The sequence below is a fragment of the Amycolatopsis albispora genome (genome assembly GCF_003312875.1).
Classification (GTDB): domain Bacteria; phylum Actinomycetota; class Actinomycetes; order Mycobacteriales; family Pseudonocardiaceae; genus Amycolatopsis; species Amycolatopsis albispora.
The window spans coordinates 7,223,196-7,245,482 of the sequence record NZ_CP015163.1 but is presented as its reverse complement, the minus strand read 5'-3'; the positions used below and the strand labels follow the sequence as shown (position 1 = coordinate 7,245,482).

Genomic DNA, 22,287 nt, shown 5'->3' with positions numbered 1-22,287 from the left:
GCTTTGCCCGCAGAAGGCTCGTCATCCCAACCCGGGGCGGCCTGTGGATTTCGTGGGCGTTGTGGACAACTCGAGCGCGGTCGGCGCAACTGAGGCTGTTCTGTCGGTGTCGCTACCCAGGCTCTGAGCATGGCCAACTCAACTGCACTCCACCCCCAATTGCGGGACGTCTTCCGCGGCTCTGCTGCCGTCGCTGCAGGCATCGTCACCAAGGCGGAACTGCAGGGACCGCGGTTCAGACGCCTGTTCCAGGACGTTTACGTTCCCGCCGAAGTACCAGTCACGCACAAGCTCAGATGCCGAGGCGCGGCCCTACGAGTCCCACCGGACGCGGTGCTGACGGGCCGTTCGGCGGCTACCGTCCTTGGCGTAAACCTCGCAGCCCCTTACGACCCTGTCGAATTCGTAGTCCCCGAGTCGTCACGGTTTGGCCCGGTGGCAGGCATGCGCATTCGACGTACGAAGATCGAGCCGGATGAATCGAAGCCCTGGCAGAATGCTCGGATCGCGAGACCTCTTCGTATCGCACTCGATCTGATCTTTCGTCACGCGCCACGCCTCCACAGCACTGTCGGGCGCTTACGCATGGCAGTGCCTGACCTCGACATGTTCCTGCGACGCAACAAAATCAAAATCGACGCACTCAAGGCTGAGTGCAGAAGGCGGAGGAATTGGGGCGTACGCCTCGGCCGCCTAGCTCTCGAACTCGTCGACCCCAAAACCGATACCCGCCCGAAATCGGAACTGCGGACCATCATGAGGTTCGGCGGCTTACGCCCCACACCTCAACTGAGTGTGCATAAGAACGGCGAGTTTCTGGGCCACGCCAACCTTGCTCTAGAGGCCGAGAAGGTAGCCGTCGAATACGACGGCGGTCTGCACGACGACCCAGCACGACGACGTCATGACAAGAAGAGACGGCAAAGACTGGGCGAGGCAGGCTGGAAATTCGTGATTGTGCGGCCCGAGCATCTCGCCACCGACCACCGAGTGATTTTGAAGCGCATCCAGCTCGCTCGGCAACGCGCCTGAACCGGACTACGAAACGGCGTCCGATGTCCGGACATTGCGGGTCTGCTCGGCTCGCCGTGCCAACTCGGCGTCGGGTGGATAGTCGACGCCCACGAGCGTCAGCCCGTGAGCGGGTGCGACCGCGCTGTCACGAACACGGGAGTCCAATTGCTGTCCGGGCCAGCTGGTGGCCTTGCGACCATCGCCTACCAGGAGGAGGGCGCCAACGAGGCTACGAACCATCGAATGGCAGAACGCGTCCGCGGAGACCTCCACCTCGACCGAATACTCGGCCGTACGACGCCAGACCAGCCGCTGCAGCTCGCGGATCGTCGTGCCTCCCTCACGCTGCTTGCAGAAGGCGGCGAAGTCGTGGAGGCCGAGCAGCTCGGCCGAGGCCTCGTTGAGGCGGTCCACGGACAAGGGACGGCCCCAGGCGAGGGTGTCGTACCGGCGCAGCGGGTCGACGCCCCAGGGAGCATCTGAGACCCGGTAAAGGTAGTGCCTGCGAACCGCGGAGAAGCGAGCGTCGAAGCCGGGCGGCGCGACCGTCGCGGCGAGCACTCGCACGTCCGCAGGCAGGTGGCGGTTCCAGCGATAACGCATCCGCTCCAGGTCAGGAATGCCCTTGTCGTCCACCGGAATCCGGGTGTTCATGCTTTTGCCCGCAAAAGGCTGTGCATCGAGGTGGAGGACTTGGGCGGAGGCGTGGACACCGGCGTCGGTGCGGCCTGCCACGACCACGGAGCGTGGGACGGCTACGCCAGGAGGCTGCTTGGCCAGGGTGTCTTCGAGTACGCCCTGGACAGTGCGCCGACCAGGCTGCTTGGCCCAGCCGGAGAAGTTTGTGCCGTCATAAGCGACCTCCAGGCGCAGACGAACGAGCCCGCCCTCCCCGGTGGGGGTGGCGGGCTCGTCCGGGGTATCCGCAGCCGTCAGGACTCGTCCTTCTTCGGCGTGCTTTCGCCCGCAGAAGCCGCGTCGTCGGCGCCTTCGGCGGGGGTGTCGGTGGCGTCCTTGGTGGCCGACTCGGGCGCGTCCGCGTCCTGGTCGGTCGCCGTGGCCTCGGCGTCGTCCTTGGTCTCCTCGACCGGGGCCTCCGCGGTCTTCGGGGCCTCGTCCTTGGCGAACTTGGTCTTGCGCGCGGCCTGCGCCTCGGCGGTCACGGTCTTCTCCGCCACCAGTTCGATGACCGCCATCGGGGCGTTGTCGCCCTTGCGCGGCATCGTCTTGGTGATGCGGACGTAGCCGCCCGCACGGTCCGCGAAACCGGGACCGATCTCGGCGATCAGCTTGTGCACGACCGACTTGTCACGGATGACCTGCTGGATCTGCCGGCGGTTGTGCAGGTCGCCCCGCTTCGCCTTGGTGATCAGCTTCTCGGCCAGCGGACGCACCCGCCGGGCCTTCGCCTCGGTGGTGGTGATCCGGCCGTGCTCGAACAGCGACGTGGCCAGGTTGGCCAGCAGGTGCCGCTGGTGCGCGGCCGACCCGCCGAGACGGGCTCCCTTGGTGGGGGTGGGCATCGGTTCTCCTAGTTCAGCTTCTCAGCCACGGAACCAGGTCGCTCCGATGCGTCACCACATCGGAGCGACCACCGGTCCTACAGCTGCTCCGTCTCTGCGTAGTCCTGGCCATCGTCGTGGCCGTTGTCCGAAATACCGTCGGTGATCCCGCTGACGCCCTCGGACCAGCCCTCACCGTCGTAGCTGGTCGCGGCCGCGGTGGGGTCGAACCCGGGCGGGCTGTCCTTGAGCGCGAGGCCCAGGCCGACGAGCTTCAGCTTGACCTCGTCGATGGACTTCGCACCGAAGTTGCGGATGTCGAGCAGGTCGGCTTCAGACCGCGAAACCAGCTCGCCGACCGTGTGGATCCCCTCGCGCTTGAGGCAGTTGTAGGACCGCACGGTCAGGTCGAGGTCCTCGATCGGCATCGCGTAGGCGGCGATGGTGTCCGCCTCCTGCGGCGACGGCCCGATCTCGATGCCCTCGGCGTCGACATTGAGCTCGCGCGCCAGGCCGAACAGCTCGACCAGCGTTTTGCCCGCAGAAGCCACGGCGTCGCGGGGGGTGATGGACGGCTTGGTCTCGACGTCCAGGATGAGCTTGTCGAAGTCGGTGCGCTGCTCGACACGGGTGGCCTCGACCTTGTAGGTCACCTTCAGCACCGGCGAGTAGATCGAGTCGACCGGGATGCGGCCGATCTCGGCGCCGGCCTGCTTGTTCTGCAGGGCGGGCACGTAGCCACGGCCACGCTCGACGACCAGCTCGATCTCCAGCTTCCCCTTGCCGTTCAGCGAGGCGATGTGCAGATCGGGGTTGTGCACGGTGACCCCGGCCGGCGGCACGATGTCCGCGGCGGTGACCTCACCAGGGCCCTGCTTGCGCAGGTACATGGTGACCGGCTCGTCCTCCTCGGAGCTGACGACCAGCTCCTTCAGGTTCAGGATGATGTCGGTGACGTCTTCCTTCACCCCGGGAACGGTGGTGAACTCGTGCAGCACCCCGTCGATGCGGATGCTGGTGACCGCCGCGCCCGGGATGGACGACAGCAGCGTGCGCCGCAGCGAGTTGCCGAGCGTGTAGCCGAAACCGGGCTCGAGCGGCTCGATGGTGAACCGGGACCTGGTTTCGTTGACCGTCTCTTCGCCGAGAGCCGGCCGCTGGGAAATCAGCACTTTCCTTCTCCTTGTCCTGCCGGCGCCCGCCATATGACGCCGAAAGGGGTGGCGTGGCGGCGGCGCACTCGGGGCGCCGCCGCCCGATCACCGCCGGCCCGTCAGCCCGGGCGGGATCACTTCGAGTAGAGCTCGACGATCAGCTGTTCCTGAACCGGAACATCGATCTGCGCACGCTCGGGCAGCTGGTGGACCAGCACCCGCAGGTTCGACGGGACGACCTGCAGCCAAGCCGGCACGGGGCGCTCGCCGAAGGCTTCCTTCGCCGCCACGAACGGCAGGGTGCCCATCGACTTCGGCTTGACGTCGATGATGTCGAACTTCGAGACCTGGAAGCTCGGCACGTTGACCTTCTTGCCGTTGACCAGGAAGTGGCCGTGGCTCACCAGCTGGCGGGCCTGACGGCGCGTCCGGGCGATGCCGGCGCGGTAGATCACGTTGTCGAGCCGGGACTCCAGGATCTGGAGCAGGTTCTCACCGGTCTTGCCGGTGCGGCGCACAGCGTCCTTGTAGTAGCGGACGAACTGGCGCTCGAGCACGCCGTAGGTGTAGCGAGCCTTCTGCTTCTCCTGCAGCTGAAGCAGGTACTCGCTCTCCTTGATGCGCCCGCGGCCGTGCTGGCCGGGCGGGTACGGGCGACGCTCGAAAGCCTGGTCGCCGCCGATGAGGTCAACCTTGAGGCGACGGGAAATACGCGTCGCCGGGCCGGTGTAACGAGCCATGTTTGCTTACTCCTCCCCGTTCCTCAGACCCGGCGCCGCTTGGGCGGGCGGCAGCCGTTGTGAGGCTGCGGGGTCACGTCCTGGATGGTGCCGACCTCGAGGCCCGCTGCCTGCAGCGAGCGGATCGCGGTCTCGCGGCCCGAACCCGGGCCCTTCACGAACACGTCGACCTTCTTCATGCCGTGCTCGGCGGCCTTGCGGGCCGCGTTCTCGGCGGCCATTTGCGCGGCGAACGGGGTCGACTTGCGGGAGCCCTTGAAGCCGACGTGGCCGGAGGAAGCCCACGAGATCACCGCACCGGTCGGGTCGGTGATCGAGACGATCGTGTTGTTGAAGGTGCTCTTGATGTGCGCGTGGCCGTGGGCCACGTTCTTCTTTTCCTTGCGCCGGACCTTCTTGGCCCCGGCGGTACGAGACTTCGGTGGCATGTCTGGGTGATTCTCCTCGGTTAGCGCGAGTTCTCTTGGTGAGCGGCGGCCGCTTCACGCTGCCCGCGCCGGATCACGGAACCGGCGTCGGTGTACAGCTGGCGGAGCGCCATCGGGCGGGCGTAGAGAGCAGTCGGTGAAACGCACGAACCCGTGCCGCGGCGCTGGGTGCCGCCGATGTGCACGACCTTCTTGCCCCGAATGCTCACTTCTTGCCAGCCTTCTTCTTGCCGGCGACCGTCTTCTTCGGACCCTTGCGGGTGCGGGCGTTGGTCTTGGTCCGCTGCCCACGGACGGGAAGCCCGCGGCGCCACCGCAGACCCTCGTAGCACCCGATCTCGATCTTCCGACGGATGTCGGCGTTCACCTCGCGGCGAAGGTCACCCTCGACCTTGAAGTTCTCGTCCATGTAGTCCCGCAGCTTGAGCAGGTCGTCGTCGCTGAGGTCCTTGACGCGGGTGTCCGCGTTCAGCTCGGCGGCGGCGATCATCTGCTTGGAGCGGGTACGGCCGATGCCGTAGATGTAGGTCAGCGCGATCTCCAGCCGCTTTTCGCGGGGGAGGTCTACGCCAGCGAGTCGTGCCATTGGCGCTGGTGCTCCTTGTCTGAATTCGTCTCTTCAGGTCTGCTCCCCGCCCGGTCCCGGGACCGACTCGCTGTCGATCCGGCGGCTTGCGCCACCGGTGTCCCGGCCCCGGCCTGAAGTCCGGGGGTGAACCGGGCCGCTGGACGGCCCGGCAGGTGCGGGGAGAGTTGTTGTGCCGTCAATCCACTCTTCGACGAGTGGGTGATCAGCCCTGCCGCTGCTTGTGCCGCAGGTTCTCGCAGATCACCATGATCCGGCCGTGGCGGCGGATCACCTTGCACTTGTCGCAGATCTTCTTGACGCTCGGCTGGACCTTCACGTCTCCTGCTTTCCTGCTTGTACTCGATGCGCCGTGATCACTTGTAGCGGTAGACGATGCGACCACGGGACAAGTCGTAGGGCGACAGCTCCACGACAACCCTGTCCTCAGGCAGGATGCGGATGTAGTGCTGCCGCATCTTGCCGCTGATGTGTGCAAGGACCTTGTGGCCGTTCTCCAACTCGACGCGGAACATCGCGTTGGGAAGCGGCTCGATTACGCGGCCTTCGACCTCGATGGCCCCGTCCTTCTTGCCCATGTCCTCCGCGTTTCGTGATTGGTTGAGCGGTGAGTGCTTGCGTTGGTGCCCGGCGCACGCGCCGCCCCGACTCCGATGCCGCAAGTATTCACGCGCGCTGGAACCGGCGAGATGAGTACGCCGACTTGACAGTGTACGCAAGCCGTGTCGCGACACCCAACCGGGGGTTGACTGTGTTAGGTCACATCGCGGTCGGGCGCTTCCGGCAGGCCGGGACCGCCGGGCGGGCTCCAGGGTAGACCGCGGCGGGGCAACTCGCCAGCACGGGAAAAACACCAGGTCAGGCGACCCAAAAGGACCCGATCAGGGCGCCGCGCGGCTCGGCAAGCTTCTGCGGGCAAAAGCAGGCAAGCGGCTTTTGCCCGCAAAAGCAGGTGAGGGTCAGGGGGTGGCGGGGGCGGTGAGGACCCAGGGGCCGTCGTCGGTGATGGCGACGGTGTGCTCCCAGTGGGCGGCTCGCGAGCCGTCCGCGGTGACCACGGTCCAGCCGTCGTCCAGTTCGAGGGTTTCGCCACCGCCGCCGGTCAACATCGGCTCGATCGCGAGCGCCATGCCCGGCTTCAGCCGCGGGCCCTTGCCCGGCTTCCCCACGTTCGGCAGGAACGGCTCCATGTGCATCTGCGAACCGATGCCGTGGCCGCCGTACTCCAGGATCATGCCGTATTCGACACCGTCGGCCTCGCCGGCGCGTTCCGCGGCGGTCTGCACGGCGTGCGAGATGTCGGTGAGCCGAGCACCCGGCTGGACCGCCTCGACGCCCGCCCACATCGCCACCCGCGTGGCATCCGACAGCGCGAGGTCCTTCGCCGACACGGACGGGCCGACGGCGATGGTCACCGCGGAGTCCCCGTGCCAGCCCTCCAGGATGGCGCCGCAGTCCACCGAGATCAGGTCCCCGTCGGCCAGCACCTGCGAAGCCGCCGGGATGCCGTGCACGATCTGCTCGTTCACCGAAGCGCAGATCGACGCCGGGAACCCGTGGTAGCCCTTGAACGAGGGCACCGCCCCGGCGTCCCGGATGGTCTGCTCGGCGAGTTCGTCGAGCTCCTTCGTCGAGACACCCGGCTTCGCGGCCTCGGTGACCAGCTCGAGCGTGCGCGCCACGACCAGCCCGGCCGCGCGCATCGCTTCCAGCTCGCCCCGGGACTTCAGCTCGATCATGCGACCTCGGCGGAGGAACTTCGGAACACTCAGTCCGCCCACAGTCACGTGCGGTCGGGCAGCGCGGCCAGCACCCGGCTCGAGACCTCGTCGACCTCGCCGACGCCGTCCACGGTCACCAGGATGTCGCCGTAGTACTCCAGCAGCGGCGCGGTCTCCGACCGGTAGATCTGCTGACGGCGCCGGACGACCTCCTCGGTGTCGTCGGAACGACCCCGCGAAAGCAGCCGGCCGACCACGACGTCCTCGGGGACCTCGAGCTGGATCACCGCGTCCAGGCTGGTGTCGGCGTCGGCCAGCATCTGGCCGAGCACGTCCGCCTGCTTGGTGTTGCGGGGGAAGCCGTCGAGCAGGAAGCCCGCCTTGGCGTCCGGCTCGGCCAGGCGCTCGCGGACCATCTCGTTGGTGACCGAGTCGGGCACCAGTTCACCCGAGTCCATGTACCGCTGCGCCTCACGGCCCAGCGGCGTCTGCTCGCCGACGTGCGCGCGGAACAGGTCGCCGGTGGAGATGTGCGGCACCCTGAGCTTCTCGGACAACGCGACTGCCTGCGTACCCTTGCCTGCTCCGGGAGGCCCGACCAGAACCAGCCTCGTCATCGGAGGAACCCTTCGTAGTTGCGCTGCATGAGCTGGCTTTCGATCTGCTTCACGGTGTCGAGGCCGACGCCCACCATGATCAGCACGGCGGTGCCACCGAACGGGAAGTTCTGGTTGTTGCCGTCACCGGTGATGGACAGGAAGAAGTTCGGCAGGATCGCTACCAGACCGAGGTAGATGGAGCCGGGGAGGGTGATCCGGCCGAGCACGTAGCTCAGATATTCGGCGGTCGGCCGCCCCGGGCGGATGCCCGGGATGAACCCGCCGAACTTCTTCATCTCCTCCGCACGCTCGTCCACGTTGAACGTGATCGTGATGTAGAAGTAGGTGAAGAAGATGATCAGCGCGAAGTACAGCAGGATGTGCACCCAGCTGGACTGGTTCACCACGTAGTTCTGCAGGAAGACCTGCCAGCCCGAGCTGCTGTTCGGGTCGCCGATCAGGCGGCTGATCAGGTCCGGCAGGTACAGCAGCGAGGAACCGAAGATGACCGGGATGACACCGGCCTGGTTCACCTTGATCGGCAGGTAGGTCGAGGTGCCGCCGTACATCCGGCGGCCGACCATGCGCTTGGCGTACTGCACCGGGATGCGGCGCTGGCCCTGCTCGACGAAGATGACCGAGGCGATGATCGCCAGGCCGAGCACGCAGACGAAGGCGAAGACCACGGCGTTGTTGCGCTCGAGGATGTTCGCGCCCTCGGTGGGCAGCTGGGCCGCGATGTTCAGGAAGATCAGCACGGACATGCCATTGCCGACGCCGCGCTCGGTGATCAGCTCACCCAGCCACATCATCACCGCGGTGCCCGCGGTCATGGTGACCACGATCAGCGCCAGCGCGTAGATGCTGTTGTCCGGGATGACCGGCTGGTCGCAGTCCTGGAACAGCTGGCCGCGGTCGGCCAGCGCGATCACGCCGGTGGCCTGCAGGATCGCCAGCGCGATCGTCAGGTAGCGGGTGTACTGGGTCAGCTTGCTCTGACCGGACTGGCCTTCCTTCTTCAGCTCCTCGAACCGCGGGATGACCACGGTGAGGAGCTGGACGATGATGCTCGCCGTGATGTACGGCATGATGCCCGTCGAGAAGATCGACAACTGCAGGAGAGCCCCACCGCTGAAGAGGTTCAGCAGCGAGTAAATGCCCTCTTGATCGGTCTGCGCCTGACATGCCTGGACGTTGGGGTAGGAAACCCCAGGAGCTGGGGTGATCGCGCCGAGCCGGTACACGGCCACGATCATCAGCGTGAACAGGATCTTCTTGCGCAGGTCCGGCGTCGCGAGAGCCGAGCGGAAGGCGCTGAGCACGCGGGGGACCTCCTCGACGTCATCGGCCATCGGACCGATGAACGGCTTGGCCGGCACGGTGACCGGCGGGAACACATCTCACTGGCAGGCAAGCAAGCCAGGAACGCATCAGGGCACACTTGCCCCAAAGCGTGTCGCCGACTCTAACAGCACCCGGATCGCGCGCGGCACCGTGTGCGGCTTATTCGCTGGGAGGCCGTTCGGGAGGTTGCTCGCGAGAGGCGCTGGTCACCCGTTCGTGGCGGGTGATCTTCACCGGTGAGCGCGGTCACAACGGGCGGAAAGTGCTGGGGTCAGGGAGATTCTGTCCGCTGTGAGCGGACAGGGAGAGTTCGCGGAACCACCCGGGTGGCCTAGTACTCAGGTTCTGGAGCCCGCCAGCAGCCCCGCCATCCCGAGCAGCACGACGCCGGTGCCGCGGTCGATGTTGCGGCGGGCGCGCAGGCTCATCCGGGCGGCCTTCACCAACGTGCCGGCGACGATGTAGACGGTTCCGGCGAGGAACTCGGCGAGGAGGTAGACCGCGCCGAGGAGCGCGACCTGGGCGGGCACCGGGCCGTGGGCCGGATCGATGAACTGCGGCACGAACGCGGTGAAGATGAGCACCGCCTTCGGATTGGTGATGGCGACCAGGAACTCCTTGCGCGCGATCGCCGCCACCCCGCGCGCCGGGGACGAGTCGTCTTCTGCGGGCAAAAGACGCCTGGCTTCGATGATGATGCGGACGCCGAGGTAGACGAGGTAGGCGACGCCGATCCACTTGACGATGGTGAGTGCGGGCGCCCAGGCGGCGAGCAGCTGGCCGAGCCCGGCGGCGACAGCCGCGATGAGCAGCACGAACGCGGCCAGCCTGCCGAGCAGGCCGACGAGCGCGCTGCCGAGGCCGTGACCCATGCCGTGGTGCAGGCCGAGCAGGTTGTTGGCGCCCGGGGTCAGCGCGATGAGTGTCGACGCCCCGAAGAAGACGAGCAGCCAGCCCATGTCCCACCTCCCGATCGGCGCGACCATACCGCCGCCCCACCCCACCGCGCGCGCGATTTCCCGCGCCGAGCTTCTGCGGGCAAAAGCAGGTTCGGGGTCAGGATTCGGCTGGTGGGGAAGGCTTTTCGGGGACGGGGAAGCCGTAGCGCGGGGTCGAGGTGTCGGCTGATGAGCCCGAGCGCGGAGCGGGCCGGGGATCGAGGTTGAGCAGGATCGCGGCGACGATGGCGAAGACAGCGCCTGCCGCGACGAGCCAGTAGCCGAGCCCGGGGCCCGCCGGGGCGCCGGTCGCCGAGAACAGGTCGGTCCAGCCGATCGCCTGCGTGCCGATCGAGCCAGCGGTCGCGAGCAGGAAGGCGGCGGCCGCAACCGAGGCGGCGCGGGCGGGCGCGAGCGCGGCGGTTTTGAAGGAGCGCGCGGTGAGCACGGCGGCGCCCGCCAGGATCACCGCGGCGACGACCAGCATGGCGCCGTTGCGGGCGAAAGGCGCGAGGACGTTGCCTTCGTCGAGGCCGGGTAACCCGGCCGCGTCGGATTCGGCGGACCAGCCGGTGACGGCGATACCAACACCGTCGGCGCCATCGACTCCCGGCACGACGCTGACGAACAGCGGCAGGAAAGACCCGGCGACGGTGAGGGCGAGCGCGGCCAGGGTGACGAGGACGCTCAAGCCGCGGCGCTGGTCTCGGACAGTGGCCGGTTCAGGTGGAGGCGGCTGATCCGTCATGGCGCGATCCTGGCACCGACCTGCTTCCGCGGGCAAAAGCAGGGTGGCAGCTTCTGCGGGCAAAAGCAGGGTGGCGGCTTTTGCGGGCAAAAGCCGGGTGATGGGGGTGGGATGGGGTGGGGACGTGAAAAGGCCCGCCGGGTCCTGGGGACCTGGCGGGCCTTTTGCGGGAAGAAGCGCGTCAGTTGGTGGTGGCGGAGCCACCGGCGGCTTCGAGCTTCTCCTTGGCGGAGTTGGAGAAGGCGTCGGCGGTGACATCGAGCTTGACGCCGTTGATGTCGCCGTTGCCGAGGACCTTGACCAGCTTGCCCTTGCGGACCAGGCCGCGGGCCGCCAGCTCCTCCGGGCCGACCTTGCCACCGTCGGCGAAGACGCGGGCGATGTCGCCCACGTTCACCGGCTGGTACTCGGTGCGGAACCGGTTCTTGAAGCCGCGCAGCTTCGGCAGGCGCATGTGGATGGGCATCTGCCCACCCTCGAAGCGCACGGGCACGTTCTTCCGCGCCTTCGTACCCTTCGTACCGCGACCGGCCGTCTTGCCCTTCGAACCTTCACCACGGCCGACGCGGATCTTCTCCGACTTGGCGCCGGGCGCCGGGCGCAGGTGGTGGATCTTGATGGCCGTCATGACTTGACCTCCTCGACCTCCACCAGGTGCTGGACCGTGTGGATCAGGCCACGCACCTCGGGAGTGTCCTCACGCACCACCGACTGCCGGATCTTGCGCAGCCCGAGGGTGCGCAGCGATTCGCGGTGGTTGTGCTTCGTGCCGATCTTGCTCTTCACCTGGGTGACCTTGAGCTGAGCCATCTCAGACCCCCTGACCAGCACGCTGGCGCAGCATCCGGGCCGGGGCGACGTCCTCGAGCGGCAGGCCGCGACGGGCCGCCACCTCCTCCGGACGCTGCAGGCTCTTCAGCGCGGTCACCGTGGCGTGCACGATGTTGATCGCGTTGTCGCTGCCCAGCGACTTGGACAGCACGTCCTGGATGCCGGCGCATTCCAGCACCGCGCGCACCGAACCACCGGCGATGACACCGGTACCGGCGCTGGCCGGACGCAGCAGGACCACACCGGCGGCGTCCTCACCCTGGACCGGGTGGGGAATGGTGCCGGCGATCCGAGGCACGCGGAAGAAGTTCTTCTTCGCCTCCTCGACGCCCTTGGCGATGGCCGCGGGAACTTCCTTGGCCTTGCCGTAGCCGACGCCGACCTGACCGTCGCCGTCACCGACCACGACCAGGGCGGTGAAGCTGAAGCGACGACCACCCTTCACGACCTTGGCGACGCGGTTGATCGCCACCACGCGCTCGAGGTGCGGGGTCTTCTCCTGGGCCGCCCCGCCACGGCCGCCGTCGCGGCGGTCCCGGCGCTCGCGGCGGTCATTGCGGTCGTTGCCGCCCTGCCCGCCGGGACCGCCCTGGCCACCGCCGAATTGCCGTGTACGTCCCGGCATCAGGCTTTCCTTCCATTCACCAGCATGTACTGCATCGTCATCAGAACTCCAGGCCCGCCTCGCGGGCGGCGTCCGCGAGCGCGGCGATGCGGCCGTGGTAGGCGTTGCCACCCCGGTCGAACACCACGCTGGTCACCCCGGCGTTCTTGGCGCGGGCGGCCAGCAGCTCGCCCACCTTGGCGGCCTTGGCCTTCTTGTCGCCGTCGGCCGCGCGCACGTCCGCCTCCATGGTCGACGCCGCGGCCAGGGTGTGCCCGGCCAGGTCGTCGATCAGCTGCACGGACAGGTGCCGCGAGGACTTCTTCACGGCCAGGCGCGGCCGCTGCGGAGTCCCGTTGATCTTCTTGCGGAGCCGGAAGTGCCGACGGGTCTTGGCCACGCGACGGCGGGTCGAGACGTCCTTGCCGACCGGCTTGCGCTTCGTCGTAGTCGTGTCGCTCATGATCACTTACCCGTCTTTCCGACCTTGCGGCGGATGCGCTCACCCTCGTACCGCAGGCCCTTGCCCTTGTACGGGTCCGGGCGGCGCAGCTTGCGGATGACCGCCGCCGTCTGGCCGACCTTCTGCTTGTCGATGCCGGACACCGAGAACCGGGTCGGGGTCTCCACCTTGAAGGTGATGCCCTCCGGAGCCGCGATGTGCACCGGGTGCGAGAAGCCGAGGGCGAACTCGAGGTCCGAGCCCTTGGCCTGCACGCGGTAACCGACGCCGTGGATTTCGAGCTTCTTCTCGTAGCCCTCGGTCACCCCGACCACGAGGTTGTTGACCAGGGTGCGGGACAGCCCGTGCAGCGCACGGCTGGAGCGCTCGTCATCCGGCCGCTTGACCTCGATGACCCCGTCGTTGAGCTCCGCGGTGATCGGCTCGGCGATGGTGTGCTCGAGCGTGCCCTTCGGTCCCTTGACCGAGATGTGCTGCCCGTCGATCTTCACCTCGACCCCGGCGGGAACGGTGATCGGCAGCTTTCCGATACGTGACATTGCTGATCCCCTCCCTTACCAGACGTAGGCGAGGACTTCGCCGCCCACGCCGTTGCGCTTGGCCTGCCGGTCGGTCTGGAGACCGGAGGACGTCGAGATGATGGCCACGCCGAGGCCACCCAGCACGCTGGGCAGCTCGGTGGACTTGGCGTACACGCGCAGACCGGGCTTGGACACACGCCGGAGGCCGGCGATGCTGCGCTCCCGGTTCGGGCCGTACTTGAGCTGCACCACGAGGTTCTTGTGCTTCTCGCCCGGCTCGTCGCGGAAGGCCGCGATGTAACCCTCGCGCTTGAGGATCTCGGCGATGTTCGCCTTCAGCTTCGAGTGGGGCAGCACGACCTCGTCGTGGTACGCGGAGTTCGCGTTACGCAGACGGGTCAAGAAGTCTGCGATCGGGTCGGTCATCGTCATGGTGACCTGTCAACCTTTCTCGCCCTGGTTCCCCGCCACCATCGTGGCGGGGCCTGTGGCGAACTTGGGAGTCTTGAAGGAAGCCTTACCAGCTGGACTTGCTCACGCCGGGCAGCTCGCCGGCGTGCGCCATCTCGCGAAGGCAGATGCGGCAGAGCCCGAACTTGCGGAAGACCGAGTGCGGGCGACCGCACCGCTGGCAGCGGGTGTAGCCGCGCACCTTGAACTTCGGCTTCTTCGCGGCCTTGTGGACCAGTGCTTTCTTGGCCATCGGCTCAGTTCTCCTTGAACGGGAAGCCGAGCTTGCGAAGCAGCGCGCGGCCCTCGTCGTCGGTGGTGGCGGTGGTGACAACGGTGACGTCCATCCCGCGCGGGCGGTCGATGGAGTCGGGGTCGATCTCGTGGAACATGGACTGCTCGTTGAGACCGAAGGTGTAGTTGCCGTTGCCGTCGAACTGCTTCGGCGACAGCCCGCGGAAGTCGCGGATACGCGGCAGCGCGATGTTCAGCAGCCGGTCCAGGAACTCCCACATGCGGTCGTTGCGCAGGGTGACCCGCGCGCCGATCGGCTGGCCCTCGCGCAGCTTGAACTGCGCGATCGACTTCCGGGCCTTGCGCACCTCGGGCTTCTGCCCGGTGATGGTGGCCAGGTCACGGATGGCGCCTTCGATCAGCTTGCTGTCACGGGCGGCGTCGCCGACGCCCATGTTCACCACGACCTTGACCACACCGGGGATCTGGTGCACGTTCGCGTACTCGAACTCCTTCTGGAGCTCGCCCGCGATGTTCTCGCGGTAGCGCGTCTTCAGACGCGGCACGATCTTCTCAGCGGTGGTCATCAGATGTCCTTGCCGTTCCTGCGCGAGATCCGGACCTTCTTGCCGTCCTCGCCGATGCGGTAGCCCACCCGGGTCGGCTTGCCGTCGGAGTCGACGACCATCACGTTCGACACGTGGATGGGGGCTTCCTGGGTCACGATGCCGCCGGACTGCGCGCCGCGCTGGGTCTGGCTGATCCGCGTGTGCTTCTTGATCCGGTTCACGCCCTCGACCAGCACGCGCGACCGCTCCGGGTAGGCCTGGATGACCTTGCCCTTGGCGCCCTTGTCCTTGCCGGCGATGACGACGACCGTGTCGCCCTTCTTCACCTTCACTTACAACACCTCCGGCGCGAGCGAGATGATCTTCATGAACTTCCGATCGCGCAGCTCACGGCCGACCGGGCCGAAGATGCGGGTGCCACGCGGCTCGTTGTCGTTCTTGATGAGCACCGCGGCGTTCTCGTCGAACCGGATGTAGGAGCCGTCCGGACGACGCCGCTCCTTCACCGTGCGGACGATGACGGCCTTGACCACGTCGCCCTTCTTCACCCCGGCAGCCGGGATGGCGTCCTTAACGGTGGCGACGATGATGTCGCCGATACCCGCGTAGCGCCGCCCCGAACCGCCGAGCACGCGGATGCAGAGGATCTCCTTGGCACCCGTGTTGTCGGCGACTCGCAGTCGCGACTCCTGCTGGATCACGTCAACTCCTGTATGTCTCGCCGGTTCTCACCCCGTGAGCCGGGGTGAGCCTGGCGGAACGGATAGGGAACTTTGGGAAGTCCCCCGGCTTACTTGGCCTTCTCGCGGATCTCGACGAGCCGCCAGCGCTTGGTGGCCGACAGCGGTCGGGTCTCCATGAGCAGAACGCGGTCGCCGATGCCGGCGGTGTTCTCCTCGTCGTGCGCCTTCACCTTCGTGGTGGACCGCATGACCTTGCCGTAGAGGGCGTGCTTCTTGCGGTCCTCGAGCTCGACGACGATGGTCTTGTCCATCTTGTCGGAGACGACCAGGCCCTCACGGACCTTGCGGTAGTTGCGGCCGGACGCCTTGTCCTGGGCCGCGATCGGCTCGCTCATGCGGCACCTTCTTCGTTCTCAGCGTCATCTGGGGAGACGGACAGCCCGAGCTCGCGCTCGCGCATCACCGTGTAGATGCGGGCGATGTCCGAGCGGACGGCCCGCAGCCGGCGGTTGTTGTCCAGCTGCCCGGTGGCCATCTGGAAGCGGAGGTTGAACAGCTCCTCCTTGGCCTCCTTGAGGCGCAGCACGAGCTCCTCCGCAGTGAGTTCACGCAGCTCCGATGCCGCGGCGGCTCCTGCCTTCGCCATCAGAACTCACCACCTTCACGGGTCACGATTCGGCACTTCATGGGCAGCTTGTGGATCGCGCGGCGGAGCGCCTCGCGGGCCGTGGCCTCGTTGGGGAAGCTCAGTTCGAACATCACCCGGCCCGGCTTGACGTTGGCGATCCACCACTCGGGCGAACCCTTACCGGAACCCATGCGGGTCTCGGCGGGCTTCTTGGTCAGCGGGCGGTCCGGGTAGATGGTGGTCCACACCTTGCCGCCACGCTTGATGTGGCGGGTCATGGCGATACGGGCCGCCTCGATCTGCCGGTTCGTCACGTAGCTGTGCTCGAGTGCCTGGATCCCCAGGTCACCGAAGCTGACCTTGGTACCGCCCTTGGCGGCACCGGCGCGCTTCGGCGAGTGCTGCTTCCGGTGCTTGACCTTGCGCGGGATGAGCACGTCAGCCCTCCGTCTTCTCTGCGGCGGCCGGGGTGGTGCCCTCGGCAGCCGGGGTCGCCGACTCGGCGGCGGTGTCGTTCTTGGTCGCCGCGGCGGCCCGGCCCGCTTCCGTGGAGGTGGCCGTGGTGCCCGACGCGCCGGAGCGGCGCGGGCGGGACGGACGGTCGCCACGGTCGCGACGCGGCGCGCGCTCGGCGGCCGCGGCGGCGTCACGCGCCTCCTTGGCCTTGAGCCCGCCGACCACGTCACCCTTGTAGATCCACACCTTCACGCCGATGCGGCCGAAGGTGGTGCGGGCCTCGAAGAAGCCGTAGTCGATGTCGGCGCGCAGCGTGTGCAGCGGCACGCGGCCGTCGCGGTAGTGCTCCGAGCGGGACATCTCGGCCCCGCCGAGGCGGCCACCGCACTGCACGCGGATGCCCTTGACCTGCGGGGAGCGCATGGAGCTCTGGATCGCCTTCCGCATCGCGCGGCGGAACGCCACGCGGTTGGACAGCTGCTCCGCCACACCCTGCGCGACCAGCTGGGCGTCCGCCTCGGGGTTCTTCACCTCGAGGATGTTCAGCTGGACCTGCTTCTTGGTCAGCTTCTCCAGCGCACCGCGGATCCGGTCGGCCTCGGCGCCGCGGCGGCCGATGACGATGCCGGGGCGGGCGGTGTGGATGTCCACGCGAACCCGGTCACGGGTGCGCTCGATCTCCACCTTCGAGATGCCGGCCCGCTCCATGCCCGTGGACAGGAGCTTGCGGATCTTGACGTCCTCCGCCACGTACTCGGCGTACTGCTTGTCGGCGTACCAGCGGGACTTCCAGTCCGTGGTGATGCCCAGCCGGAAGCCGTGCGGGTTGATCTTCTGGCCCACTACCGGCCACCTGCCTTCTTGCTCTTCGCCTTCTTGTCGGCCTTCGGCCGCGACTCCACCTCGACGGTGATGTGGCTCGTGCGCTTGCGGATCCGGTACGCGCGGCCCTGGGCCCGCGGGCGGATGCGCTTGAGGGTCGGACCCTCGTCGGCGTACGCGTTCTTGACCCAGAGGGTGTCCGGGTCGAGGTCGAGGTTGTTCTCGGCGTTGGCCATGGCGCTGGCGAGCACCTTCGCCACCGGCTCACTCGCCGCCTGCGGCGCGAACCGCAGCACGGCGAGGGCGTCGGCGGCGCTGCGGCCCTTGATGAGCTCGATCACCCGGCGCACCTTGGTCGGCGAGTCCCGGACGAAGCGAGCCCGCGCGAAGGCCGTCGGCAGTTCTGCCTCGACCGTCGCATCCTTGGCGTTCATCGCTTGCTACCTCTTTGCTGTCTGTCGCACCGCTCAGCGGCGGCGGGACTTGCGGTCGTCCTTGATGTGACCCTTGAAGGTCCGCGTCGGGGCGAACTCGCCCAGCTTGTGACCCACCATCGCCTCGGTGACGAACACCGGGACGTGCTTGCGGCCGTCGTGCACCGCGATCGTGTGCCCCAGGAAGTCGGGGATGATCGTGGAGCGGCGGGACCAGGTCTTGATCACCGTCTTCTTGCCGGACTCGTTCAGCGCGTCCACCTTCTTGAGCAGGTGGTCATCCACGAACGGGCCCTTCTTCAGGCTGCGCGGCATAGTCTTCTACCTCCCTGCTCAGCGCTTCTTGCCGGTACGCCGGCGGCGGACGATCAGCTTGTCACTCGGCTTGTTGCGGCGGGTGCGACCCTCCGGCTTGCCGTTCGGGTTGACCGGGTGGCGACCACCGGAGGTCTTCCCCTCACCACCACCGTGCGGGTGGTCGACCGGGTTCATCACCACACCGCGGACGGTGGGACGCTTGCCCCGCCAGCGGTTACGGCCCGCCTTGCCCCAGTTGATGTTGGCGTGCTCGGAGTTGCCGACCTCGCCGACCGTGGCGCGGTTGCGCACGTCCACGTTGCGGATCTCGCCCGAGGGCATCCGCAGCTGGGCATACGGCCCGTCCTTGGCCACCAGCTGGACCTTGGCACCGGCCGACCGCGCGATCTTCGCGCCGCCACCGGGGCGGAGCTCGATCGCGTGGATCACGGTGCCGACCGGGATGTTGCGCAGCGGCAGGTTGTTACCGGGCTTGATGTCGGCGCGGGGGCCGTTCTCCACGGTGTCGCCCTGCTTGAGCTTCTCCGGCGCGATGATGTAGCGCTTCTCGCCGTCCGCGTAGTGCAGCAGCGCGATCCGGGCCGACCGGTTGGGGTCGTACTCGATGTGCGCGACCTTGGCCGGGATGCCGTCCTTGTCGTGCCGGCGGAAGTCGATCAGCCGGTACGCCCGCTTGTGGCCACCACCCTTGTGCCGGGTGGTGATCTTGCCGGACGAGTTGCGGCCGCCGCGGCCGTGCAGCGGACGCAGCAGCGACTTCTCCGGGGTGGTCCGCGTGATCTCCGAGAAGTCGGAGACGCTGGAACCACGGCGACCGGGGGTGGTCGGCTTGTACTTGCGAATACCCATGTCTGCTCAGTCCCTTACGCGGCGGGTCCGCCGAAGATCTCGATCGGCTTGCTCTCGGCGGACAGCGTCACGACGGCGCGCTTGGTGTCCTTGCGCTTGCCGAAGCCGTACCGGGTCCGCTTGCGCTTGCCCTGGCGGTTCAGCGTGTTCACGCTGACCACCTTGACGCCGAAGATCTGCTCGATGGCGATCTTGATCTGGGTCTTGTTGGCGTCCGGGCGAACCACGAACGTGTACTTGTGGTCCTCGAGCAGCCCGTAGGACTTCTCGGAGATCACCGGCGCGAGCACGATGTCGCGGGGGTCAGGAATGGCGACCGAACTCACTGCTCGTCACTCCCTTCGGCAACTTCGCTCGACCGCGCGACGGCCTTGGCGCCCTTGCCCTTGGCGGGGCCGGCGAGGAACACGTCGAGCGCGGACTTGGTGAACACCACGTCGTCGTTGACCAGCACGTCGTAGGTGTTGAGCTGGTCCGGCGTGATCAGGTGCACGTAGCTGAGGTTGCGCGCGGAGCGCCAGGTCAGCTCGTCGTCGCGGTGCAGCACCACGAGCACCCGCTTGGCCTCGGTCAGCGCGCGCAGCGCGGTCTTCACGGCCTTCGTCGACGGCTTCTCGCCGCTGACCAGCTCGGTGACCACGTGCAGCTGGCCGGCGCGGGCCCGGTCGGAGAGGGCGCCACGCAGGGCGGCGGCCTTCATCTTCTTCGGGGTGCGCTGGGTGTAGTCGCGCGGCGTGGGGCCGTGGACGACGCCACCACCGGTGAACTGCGGGGCGCGGATCGAGCCCTGGCGGGCGCGACCGGTGCCCTTCTGGCGGTACGGCTTCTTGCCACCGCCCGCGACCTCGCCGCGGGTCTTGGTGTCGTGCGTGCCCTGCCGCGCGGCGGCCAGCTGGGCCGTCACGACCTGGTGCATCAGCGGCACGTTGGCCTGCACGTCGAAGATCTCCGCGGGGAGCTCGATCGTGCCGTCGGCTTTACCGGCCGGGGTCTTCAGCTCGACGCTGGTCATTCGGTGTTACCACCCTTCGCGGCGGTCCTGACGAAAACCAGACCGCCCTTGTTCCCGGGGACCGCGCCCTTGATCAGCAGCAGGCCCTCGTCGGCGCGCACGTCGTGCACGGTCAGGCCCTGCGTGGTGACCCGCGCGGAACCCATCCGGCCCGCCATGCGGAGCCCCTTGAAAACACGGCCCGGGGTGGCGCAGCCACCGATCGAGCCGGGCTTGCGGTGCACGGCCTGCGCACCGTGGCTGGCGCCCTGGCCCTTGAAGCCGTGGCGCTTCATCACACCGGCGTAGCCCTTGCCCTTGGTGGTGCCGGTGACGTCGACCACCGAACCGGCGGGGAACACCTCGGCGGTGATCTCCTGGCCGACCTCGTAGCCGTCGGCGTCGGTGGTGCGCAGCTCGGCGAGGTGCCGGCGCGGGGTCACCCCGGCCTTCTCGAAGTGGCCGGTGCGCGGCTTGTTGACCCGGCGCGGGTCCACGGCGCCGAAGGCCAGCTGCACGGCGCTGTAGCCGTCTTTGTCCTGGGTACGGACCTGGGTGACCACGTTCGGCCCGGCCTGCACGACGGTCACCGGAACCATCCGGTTGTTCTCGTCGAAGACCTGGGTCATGCCGAGCTTGGTGCCCAGGATGCCCTTCACTTGCCTGTCAGACATGAGTCTCTTATCTCCGCCGCTCGCCAAACGCTTACTGGATGTTGACGTCGACGCTGGCCGGCAGGTCGATGCGCATGAGCGCGTCCACCGTCTTCGGCGTCGGGTCGAGGATGTCGATCAGCCGCTTGTGCGTGCGCATCTCGAAGTGCTCGCGCGAGTCCTTGTACTTGTGCGGCGAGCGGATGACGCAATAAACGTTCTTCTCGGTGGGCAGCGGCACCGGGCCCACGACTGAGGCACCGGTGCGCGTGACCGTCTCGACGATCTTGCGCGCGCTGGCGTCGATCGCCTCGTGGTCGTAGGCCTTGAGCCGAATGCGGATCTTCTGTCCCGCCATGGTGGCTGCGTTCCTTGTCGTCTCGTGCCGCTATCTGTTCAACCCGGGCCTGAGGCCCCGGTTTCCGCAGTTCAACGGCCCTGTCTCCGGTCCACGCGGTCGGGCGTGTCGCGCCCGCTGCACAGACGGATCCCTCGGGATCGTCGTCCTGCCTGGTCTTCCTCAACGTGAGGGGGCCACCGCCATGGGCGGCCCTTGCCCGCAACCCTCACCCGAAGGAAGAGCTCGGCGGACCTCGGCTCTCGTGACAGGGCGGCCGCAACCCGGATCGGGTTCGGCCGCCCCATCACGAAGCAACCTGAATAGTGTCGCACAGGCGATTTCACGACCTGAACCCGGGGTCAACAGCCCCCCGGGTTCAGGTGGAAATCACTTGTTGATCTTGGTGACCTGGCCGGCGCCGACGGTACGGCCACCCTCGCGGATGGCGAACCGCAGACCCTCGTCCATCGCGATCGGCTGGATGAGCTGAACGCTGATGTTGGTGTTGTCGCCCGGCATGACCATCTCGGTGCCCTCGGGGAGGGTCACCACGCCGGTGACGTCGGTGGTGCGGAAGTAGAACTGCGGGCGGTAGTTGTTGAAGAACGGGGTGTGACGGCCACCCTCGTCCTTCGACAGGATGTAGACCGAGCCCTCGAACTCCGTGTGCGGGGTGGTGGTGCCCGGCTTCACGACGACCTGGCCGCGCTCGACGTCCTCGCGCTTGATGCCGCGCAGCAGGAGGCCGACGTTGTCACCGGCCTGGCCCGAGTCGAGCAGCTTGCGGAACATCTCGACACCGGTGACGGTGGTCTTGGTCGACTTCTCGCGGATGCCGACGATCTCGACCTCTTCGTTCACGTTGACCTGGCCGCGCTCCACCCGACCGGTCACCACGGTGCCGCGGCCGGTGATGGTGAAGACGTCCTCGATCGGCATCAGGAACGGCTTGTCGAGGTCACGCACCGGGTCCGGCACGTTGTCGTCGACGGCGGTCATCAGCTCGAGAACCGACTCGGCCCACTTGTCGTCGCCCTCGAGGGCCTTCAGGCCGGAGACGCGCACCACGGGGGCGTCGTCGCCGGGGAACTCCTGGGAGGACAGCAGCTCGCGGACCTCCAGCTCGACCAGCTCGAGGATCTCCTCGTCGTCGACCATGTCGGCCTTGTTCAGCGCCACCACGATGTAGGGCACGCCGACCTGGCGGGCGAGCAGCACGTGCTCACGGGTCTGCGGCATCGGGCCGTCGGTCGCGGCGACCACCAGGATCGCGCCGTCCATCTGGGCGGCACCGGTGATCATGTTCTTGATGTAGTCCGCGTGACCGGGGGCGTCCACGTGGGCGTAGTGGCGCTTCTCGGTCTGGTACTCGACGTGCGAGATGTTGATCGTGATGCCGCGCTGCTTCTCTTCCGGCGCGTTGTCGATCTGGTCGAACGCCCGCGACTCGTTGAGCTCCGGGTACTTGTCGTGCAGAACCTTGGTGATCGCCGCGGTCAGAGTGGTCTTCCCGTGGTCGACGTGACCGATGGTTCCGATGTTGACGTGCGGCTTGCTCCGCTCGAACTTCGCCTTCGCCACTGGAATGTCCTCCTGGACTTTTTGAGCTTGCTCACCGAACGACGTGGCTGTCGACGGCGAATCATCTGGTCGGCCGGGCGGGCCCC

Annotated in this window: 37 protein-coding genes; 1 reads left to right on the top strand and 36 read right to left on the bottom strand. The window is 67.6% G+C overall.

Annotated elements, in window-relative coordinates; translation table 11 throughout:
• Positions 1-435: 435 nt before the first annotated feature.
• On the top strand, positions 436-1,032 hold the full coding sequence (locus tag A4R43_RS44675; protein ID WP_335645126.1) for a DUF559 domain-containing protein: 597 nt from the start codon (positions 436-438) through the stop codon (positions 1,030-1,032).
• A 6-nt stretch (positions 1,033-1,038) separates the two neighbouring features.
• On the opposite strand, the gene truA is transcribed toward A4R43_RS44675, so the two are convergent.
• The 36 genes from truA to tuf form a co-directional block, all read right to left on the bottom strand.
• On the bottom strand, positions 1,039-1,881 hold the full coding sequence (truA, locus tag A4R43_RS34455; protein ID WP_113695908.1) for a tRNA pseudouridine(38-40) synthase TruA: 843 nt from the start codon (positions 1,879-1,881) through the stop codon (positions 1,039-1,041).
• 65 nt (positions 1,882-1,946) lie between these two features.
• Positions 1,947-2,537 carry a 50S ribosomal protein L17 gene (gene rplQ / locus A4R43_RS34450; RefSeq protein ID WP_113695907.1) on the bottom strand — a complete coding sequence of 197 codons (591 nt, stop codon included), beginning with the start codon at positions 2,535-2,537 and terminating at the stop codon, positions 1,947-1,949.
• Positions 2,538-2,614: 77 nt separating this feature from the next.
• Complete coding sequence (locus A4R43_RS34445; protein ID WP_113695906.1) at positions 2,615-3,688, bottom strand: DNA-directed RNA polymerase subunit alpha; 1,074 nt, start codon at positions 3,686-3,688, stop codon at positions 2,615-2,617.
• A gap of 116 nt (positions 3,689-3,804) precedes the next feature.
• Positions 3,805-4,410 carry a 30S ribosomal protein S4 gene (gene rpsD / locus A4R43_RS34440; RefSeq protein ID WP_113695905.1) on the bottom strand — a complete coding sequence of 202 codons (606 nt, stop codon included), beginning with the start codon at positions 4,408-4,410 and terminating at the stop codon, positions 3,805-3,807.
• A 23-nt stretch (positions 4,411-4,433) separates the two neighbouring features.
• Positions 4,434-4,838 carry a 30S ribosomal protein S11 gene (gene rpsK, locus A4R43_RS34435; RefSeq protein WP_091505007.1) on the bottom strand — a complete coding sequence of 135 codons (405 nt, stop codon included), beginning with the start codon at positions 4,836-4,838 and terminating at the stop codon, positions 4,434-4,436.
• Between the two features lie 20 nt (positions 4,839-4,858).
• Positions 4,859-5,047, bottom strand: coding sequence for a hypothetical protein (locus tag A4R43_RS34430; protein ID WP_113695904.1), 189 nt, complete (start codon positions 5,045-5,047; stop codon positions 4,859-4,861).
• Entirely contained in the window at positions 5,044-5,424 is a 381-nt protein-coding gene (gene rpsM, locus A4R43_RS34425) for a 30S ribosomal protein S13 (RefSeq protein ID WP_113695903.1), read from the bottom strand. Before rpsM ends, A4R43_RS34430 begins: the two co-directional genes overlap by 4 nt.
• Before the next feature lie 205 nt (positions 5,425-5,629).
• Positions 5,630-5,743 (bottom strand): 50S ribosomal protein L36, encoded by a 114-nt coding sequence (gene rpmJ / locus A4R43_RS34420; RefSeq protein WP_004558882.1) that lies wholly within the window; start codon positions 5,741-5,743, stop codon positions 5,630-5,632.
• 37 nt (positions 5,744-5,780) lie between these two features.
• Entirely contained in the window at positions 5,781-6,002 is a 222-nt protein-coding gene (gene infA, locus A4R43_RS34415) for a translation initiation factor IF-1 (protein WP_009948665.1), read from the bottom strand.
• A 381-nt stretch (positions 6,003-6,383) separates the two neighbouring features.
• Positions 6,384-7,163: a type I methionyl aminopeptidase gene (gene map, locus A4R43_RS34410; RefSeq protein WP_113695902.1), complete on the bottom strand. Its 780-nt coding sequence runs from the start codon at positions 7,161-7,163 to the stop codon at positions 6,384-6,386.
• 44 nt (positions 7,164-7,207) lie between these two features.
• Entirely contained in the window at positions 7,208-7,762 is a 555-nt protein-coding gene (locus A4R43_RS34405) for an adenylate kinase (protein WP_113695901.1), read from the bottom strand.
• Positions 7,759-9,066 (bottom strand): preprotein translocase subunit SecY, encoded by a 1,308-nt coding sequence (secY, locus tag A4R43_RS34400; RefSeq protein ID WP_113698069.1) that lies wholly within the window; start codon positions 9,064-9,066, stop codon positions 7,759-7,761. Before secY ends, A4R43_RS34405 begins: the two co-directional genes overlap by 4 nt.
• Positions 9,067-9,426: 360 nt before the next feature.
• Positions 9,427-10,047 carry a LysE family translocator gene (locus A4R43_RS34395; protein ID WP_113698068.1) on the bottom strand — a complete coding sequence of 207 codons (621 nt, stop codon included), beginning with the start codon at positions 10,045-10,047 and terminating at the stop codon, positions 9,427-9,429.
• A 97-nt stretch (positions 10,048-10,144) separates the two neighbouring features.
• Positions 10,145-10,717, bottom strand: a complete 573-nt coding sequence (locus A4R43_RS34390; RefSeq protein WP_113695900.1) for a hypothetical protein — start codon at positions 10,715-10,717, stop codon at positions 10,145-10,147.
• A gap of 238 nt (positions 10,718-10,955) precedes the next feature.
• Positions 10,956-11,402, bottom strand: coding sequence for a 50S ribosomal protein L15 (rplO, locus tag A4R43_RS34385; RefSeq protein WP_113695899.1), 447 nt, complete (start codon positions 11,400-11,402; stop codon positions 10,956-10,958).
• Positions 11,399-11,584, bottom strand: a complete 186-nt coding sequence (gene rpmD, locus A4R43_RS34380; RefSeq protein WP_113695898.1) for a 50S ribosomal protein L30 — start codon at positions 11,582-11,584, stop codon at positions 11,399-11,401. Before rpmD ends, rplO begins: the two co-directional genes overlap by 4 nt.
• Position 11,585: 1 nt before the next feature.
• Positions 11,586-12,230, bottom strand: a complete 645-nt coding sequence (gene rpsE, locus A4R43_RS34375; RefSeq protein ID WP_113695897.1) for a 30S ribosomal protein S5 — start codon at positions 12,228-12,230, stop codon at positions 11,586-11,588.
• Between the two features lie 40 nt (positions 12,231-12,270).
• Positions 12,271-12,678: a 50S ribosomal protein L18 gene (gene rplR, locus A4R43_RS34370; protein WP_418190762.1), complete on the bottom strand. Its 408-nt coding sequence runs from the start codon at positions 12,676-12,678 to the stop codon at positions 12,271-12,273.
• Positions 12,675-13,211 carry a 50S ribosomal protein L6 gene (gene rplF / locus A4R43_RS34365; protein WP_113695895.1) on the bottom strand — a complete coding sequence of 179 codons (537 nt, stop codon included), beginning with the start codon at positions 13,209-13,211 and terminating at the stop codon, positions 12,675-12,677. Before rplF ends, rplR begins: the two co-directional genes overlap by 4 nt.
• 15 nt (positions 13,212-13,226) lie before the next feature.
• A complete protein-coding gene (gene rpsH, locus A4R43_RS34360; protein WP_113695894.1) occupies positions 13,227-13,625 on the bottom strand; it encodes a 30S ribosomal protein S8 in 399 nt (132 codons plus the stop codon).
• An 85-nt stretch (positions 13,626-13,710) separates the two neighbouring features.
• Complete coding sequence (locus A4R43_RS34355) at positions 13,711-13,896, bottom strand: type Z 30S ribosomal protein S14 (protein WP_113695893.1); 186 nt, start codon at positions 13,894-13,896, stop codon at positions 13,711-13,713.
• Positions 13,897-13,900: 4 nt separating this feature from the next.
• Positions 13,901-14,464: a 50S ribosomal protein L5 gene (gene rplE, locus A4R43_RS34350; RefSeq protein WP_113695892.1), complete on the bottom strand. Its 564-nt coding sequence runs from the start codon at positions 14,462-14,464 to the stop codon at positions 13,901-13,903.
• Positions 14,464-14,778, bottom strand: coding sequence for a 50S ribosomal protein L24 (gene rplX / locus A4R43_RS34345; RefSeq protein WP_113695891.1), 315 nt, complete (start codon positions 14,776-14,778; stop codon positions 14,464-14,466). The genes rplE and rplX overlap by 1 nt, the downstream gene beginning before the upstream one ends.
• Complete coding sequence (rplN, locus tag A4R43_RS34340; RefSeq protein ID WP_004558867.1) at positions 14,779-15,147, bottom strand: 50S ribosomal protein L14; 369 nt, start codon at positions 15,145-15,147, stop codon at positions 14,779-14,781.
• Between the two features lie 89 nt (positions 15,148-15,236).
• Complete coding sequence (gene rpsQ / locus A4R43_RS34335) at positions 15,237-15,524, bottom strand: 30S ribosomal protein S17 (RefSeq protein WP_113695890.1); 288 nt, start codon at positions 15,522-15,524, stop codon at positions 15,237-15,239.
• On the bottom strand, positions 15,521-15,775 hold the full coding sequence (gene rpmC / locus A4R43_RS34330; RefSeq protein WP_113695889.1) for a 50S ribosomal protein L29: 255 nt from the start codon (positions 15,773-15,775) through the stop codon (positions 15,521-15,523). The genes rpsQ and rpmC overlap by 4 nt, the downstream gene beginning before the upstream one ends.
• Positions 15,775-16,194 (bottom strand): 50S ribosomal protein L16, encoded by a 420-nt coding sequence (rplP, locus tag A4R43_RS34325; protein ID WP_113695888.1) that lies wholly within the window; start codon positions 16,192-16,194, stop codon positions 15,775-15,777. Before rplP ends, rpmC begins: the two co-directional genes overlap by 1 nt.
• 1 nt (position 16,195) lies before the next feature.
• Positions 16,196-17,056: a 30S ribosomal protein S3 gene (gene rpsC, locus A4R43_RS34320; RefSeq protein WP_113695887.1), complete on the bottom strand. Its 861-nt coding sequence runs from the start codon at positions 17,054-17,056 to the stop codon at positions 16,196-16,198.
• Positions 17,056-17,469, bottom strand: a complete 414-nt coding sequence (gene rplV / locus A4R43_RS34315; RefSeq protein ID WP_113695886.1) for a 50S ribosomal protein L22 — start codon at positions 17,467-17,469, stop codon at positions 17,056-17,058. Before rplV ends, rpsC begins: the two co-directional genes overlap by 1 nt.
• 33 nt (positions 17,470-17,502) lie before the next feature.
• Positions 17,503-17,784 carry a 30S ribosomal protein S19 gene (gene rpsS, locus A4R43_RS34310; RefSeq protein ID WP_003102083.1) on the bottom strand — a complete coding sequence of 94 codons (282 nt, stop codon included), beginning with the start codon at positions 17,782-17,784 and terminating at the stop codon, positions 17,503-17,505.
• A gap of 18 nt (positions 17,785-17,802) precedes the next feature.
• Positions 17,803-18,636 carry a 50S ribosomal protein L2 gene (rplB, locus tag A4R43_RS34305; RefSeq protein ID WP_113695885.1) on the bottom strand — a complete coding sequence of 278 codons (834 nt, stop codon included), beginning with the start codon at positions 18,634-18,636 and terminating at the stop codon, positions 17,803-17,805.
• 14 nt (positions 18,637-18,650) lie between these two features.
• Positions 18,651-18,962, bottom strand: coding sequence for a 50S ribosomal protein L23 (gene rplW / locus A4R43_RS34300; protein WP_113695884.1), 312 nt, complete (start codon positions 18,960-18,962; stop codon positions 18,651-18,653).
• Positions 18,959-19,648 (bottom strand): 50S ribosomal protein L4, encoded by a 690-nt coding sequence (gene rplD, locus A4R43_RS34295; protein WP_113695883.1) that lies wholly within the window; start codon positions 19,646-19,648, stop codon positions 18,959-18,961. Before rplD ends, rplW begins: the two co-directional genes overlap by 4 nt.
• A complete protein-coding gene (gene rplC / locus A4R43_RS34290; protein WP_113695882.1) occupies positions 19,645-20,301 on the bottom strand; it encodes a 50S ribosomal protein L3 in 657 nt (218 codons plus the stop codon). Before rplC ends, rplD begins: the two co-directional genes overlap by 4 nt.
• Before the next feature lie 31 nt (positions 20,302-20,332).
• Positions 20,333-20,638, bottom strand: coding sequence for a 30S ribosomal protein S10 (gene rpsJ / locus A4R43_RS34285; RefSeq protein ID WP_003883485.1), 306 nt, complete (start codon positions 20,636-20,638; stop codon positions 20,333-20,335).
• 369 nt (positions 20,639-21,007) lie between these two features.
• Positions 21,008-22,201 carry an elongation factor Tu gene (gene tuf, locus A4R43_RS34280; RefSeq protein ID WP_113695881.1) on the bottom strand — a complete coding sequence of 398 codons (1,194 nt, stop codon included), beginning with the start codon at positions 22,199-22,201 and terminating at the stop codon, positions 21,008-21,010.
• Between the last annotated feature and the right edge of the window lie 86 nt (positions 22,202-22,287).

Excerpts from the sequence above, each read along its gene's own strand:
- rplQ (WP_113695907.1), bottom strand. The coding sequence starts at position 2,537 with ATGCCCACCCCCACCAAGGGAGCCCGTCTCGGCGGGTCGGCCGCGCAC.
- rpsD (WP_113695905.1), bottom strand. The coding sequence starts at position 4,410 with ATGGCTCGTTACACCGGCCCGGCGACGCGTATTTCCCGTCGCCTCAAG.
- rpsK (WP_091505007.1), bottom strand. The coding sequence starts at position 4,838 with ATGCCACCGAAGTCTCGTACCGCCGGGGCCAAGAAGGTCCGGCGCAAG.
- rpsM (WP_113695903.1), bottom strand. The coding sequence starts at position 5,424 with ATGGCACGACTCGCTGGCGTAGACCTCCCCCGCGAAAAGCGGCTGGAG.
- infA (WP_009948665.1), bottom strand. The coding sequence starts at position 6,002 with ATGGGCAAGAAGGACGGGGCCATCGAGGTCGAAGGCCGCGTAATCGAG.
- map (WP_113695902.1), bottom strand. The coding sequence starts at position 7,163 with ATGATCGAGCTGAAGTCCCGGGGCGAGCTGGAAGCGATGCGCGCGGCC.
- A4R43_RS34405 (WP_113695901.1), bottom strand. The coding sequence starts at position 7,762 with ATGACGAGGCTGGTTCTGGTCGGGCCTCCCGGAGCAGGCAAGGGTACG.
- A4R43_RS34395 (WP_113698068.1), bottom strand. The coding sequence starts at position 10,047 with ATGGGCTGGCTGCTCGTCTTCTTCGGGGCGTCGACACTCATCGCGCTG.
- rplO (WP_113695899.1), bottom strand. The coding sequence starts at position 11,402 with ATGACGGCCATCAAGATCCACCACCTGCGCCCGGCGCCCGGCGCCAAG.
- rpmD (WP_113695898.1), bottom strand. The coding sequence starts at position 11,584 with ATGGCTCAGCTCAAGGTCACCCAGGTGAAGAGCAAGATCGGCACGAAG.
- rpsE (WP_113695897.1), bottom strand. The coding sequence starts at position 12,230 with ATGCCGGGACGTACACGGCAATTCGGCGGTGGCCAGGGCGGTCCCGGC.
- rplF (WP_113695895.1), bottom strand. The coding sequence starts at position 13,211 with ATGTCACGTATCGGAAAGCTGCCGATCACCGTTCCCGCCGGGGTCGAG.
- rpsH (WP_113695894.1), bottom strand. The coding sequence starts at position 13,625 with ATGACGATGACCGACCCGATCGCAGACTTCTTGACCCGTCTGCGTAAC.
- A4R43_RS34355 (WP_113695893.1), bottom strand. The coding sequence starts at position 13,896 with ATGGCCAAGAAAGCACTGGTCCACAAGGCCGCGAAGAAGCCGAAGTTC.
- rplE (WP_113695892.1), bottom strand. The coding sequence starts at position 14,464 with ATGACCACCGCTGAGAAGATCGTGCCGCGTCTGAAGACGCGCTACCGC.
- rpsQ (WP_113695890.1), bottom strand. The coding sequence starts at position 15,524 with ATGAGCGAGCCGATCGCGGCCCAGGACAAGGCGTCCGGCCGCAACTAC.
- rpmC (WP_113695889.1), bottom strand. The coding sequence starts at position 15,775 with ATGGCGAAGGCAGGAGCCGCCGCGGCATCGGAGCTGCGTGAACTCACT.
- rplV (WP_113695886.1), bottom strand. The coding sequence starts at position 17,469 with ATGAACGCCAAGGATGCGACGGTCGAGGCAGAACTGCCGACGGCCTTC.
- rpsS (WP_003102083.1), bottom strand. The coding sequence starts at position 17,784 with ATGCCGCGCAGCCTGAAGAAGGGCCCGTTCGTGGATGACCACCTGCTC.
- rplB (WP_113695885.1), bottom strand. The coding sequence starts at position 18,636 with ATGGGTATTCGCAAGTACAAGCCGACCACCCCCGGTCGCCGTGGTTCC.
- rplD (WP_113695883.1), bottom strand. The coding sequence starts at position 19,648 with ATGACCAGCGTCGAGCTGAAGACCCCGGCCGGTAAAGCCGACGGCACG.
- rplC (WP_113695882.1), bottom strand. The coding sequence starts at position 20,301 with ATGTCTGACAGGCAAGTGAAGGGCATCCTGGGCACCAAGCTCGGCATG.
- rpsJ (WP_003883485.1), bottom strand. The coding sequence starts at position 20,638 with ATGGCGGGACAGAAGATCCGCATTCGGCTCAAGGCCTACGACCACGAG.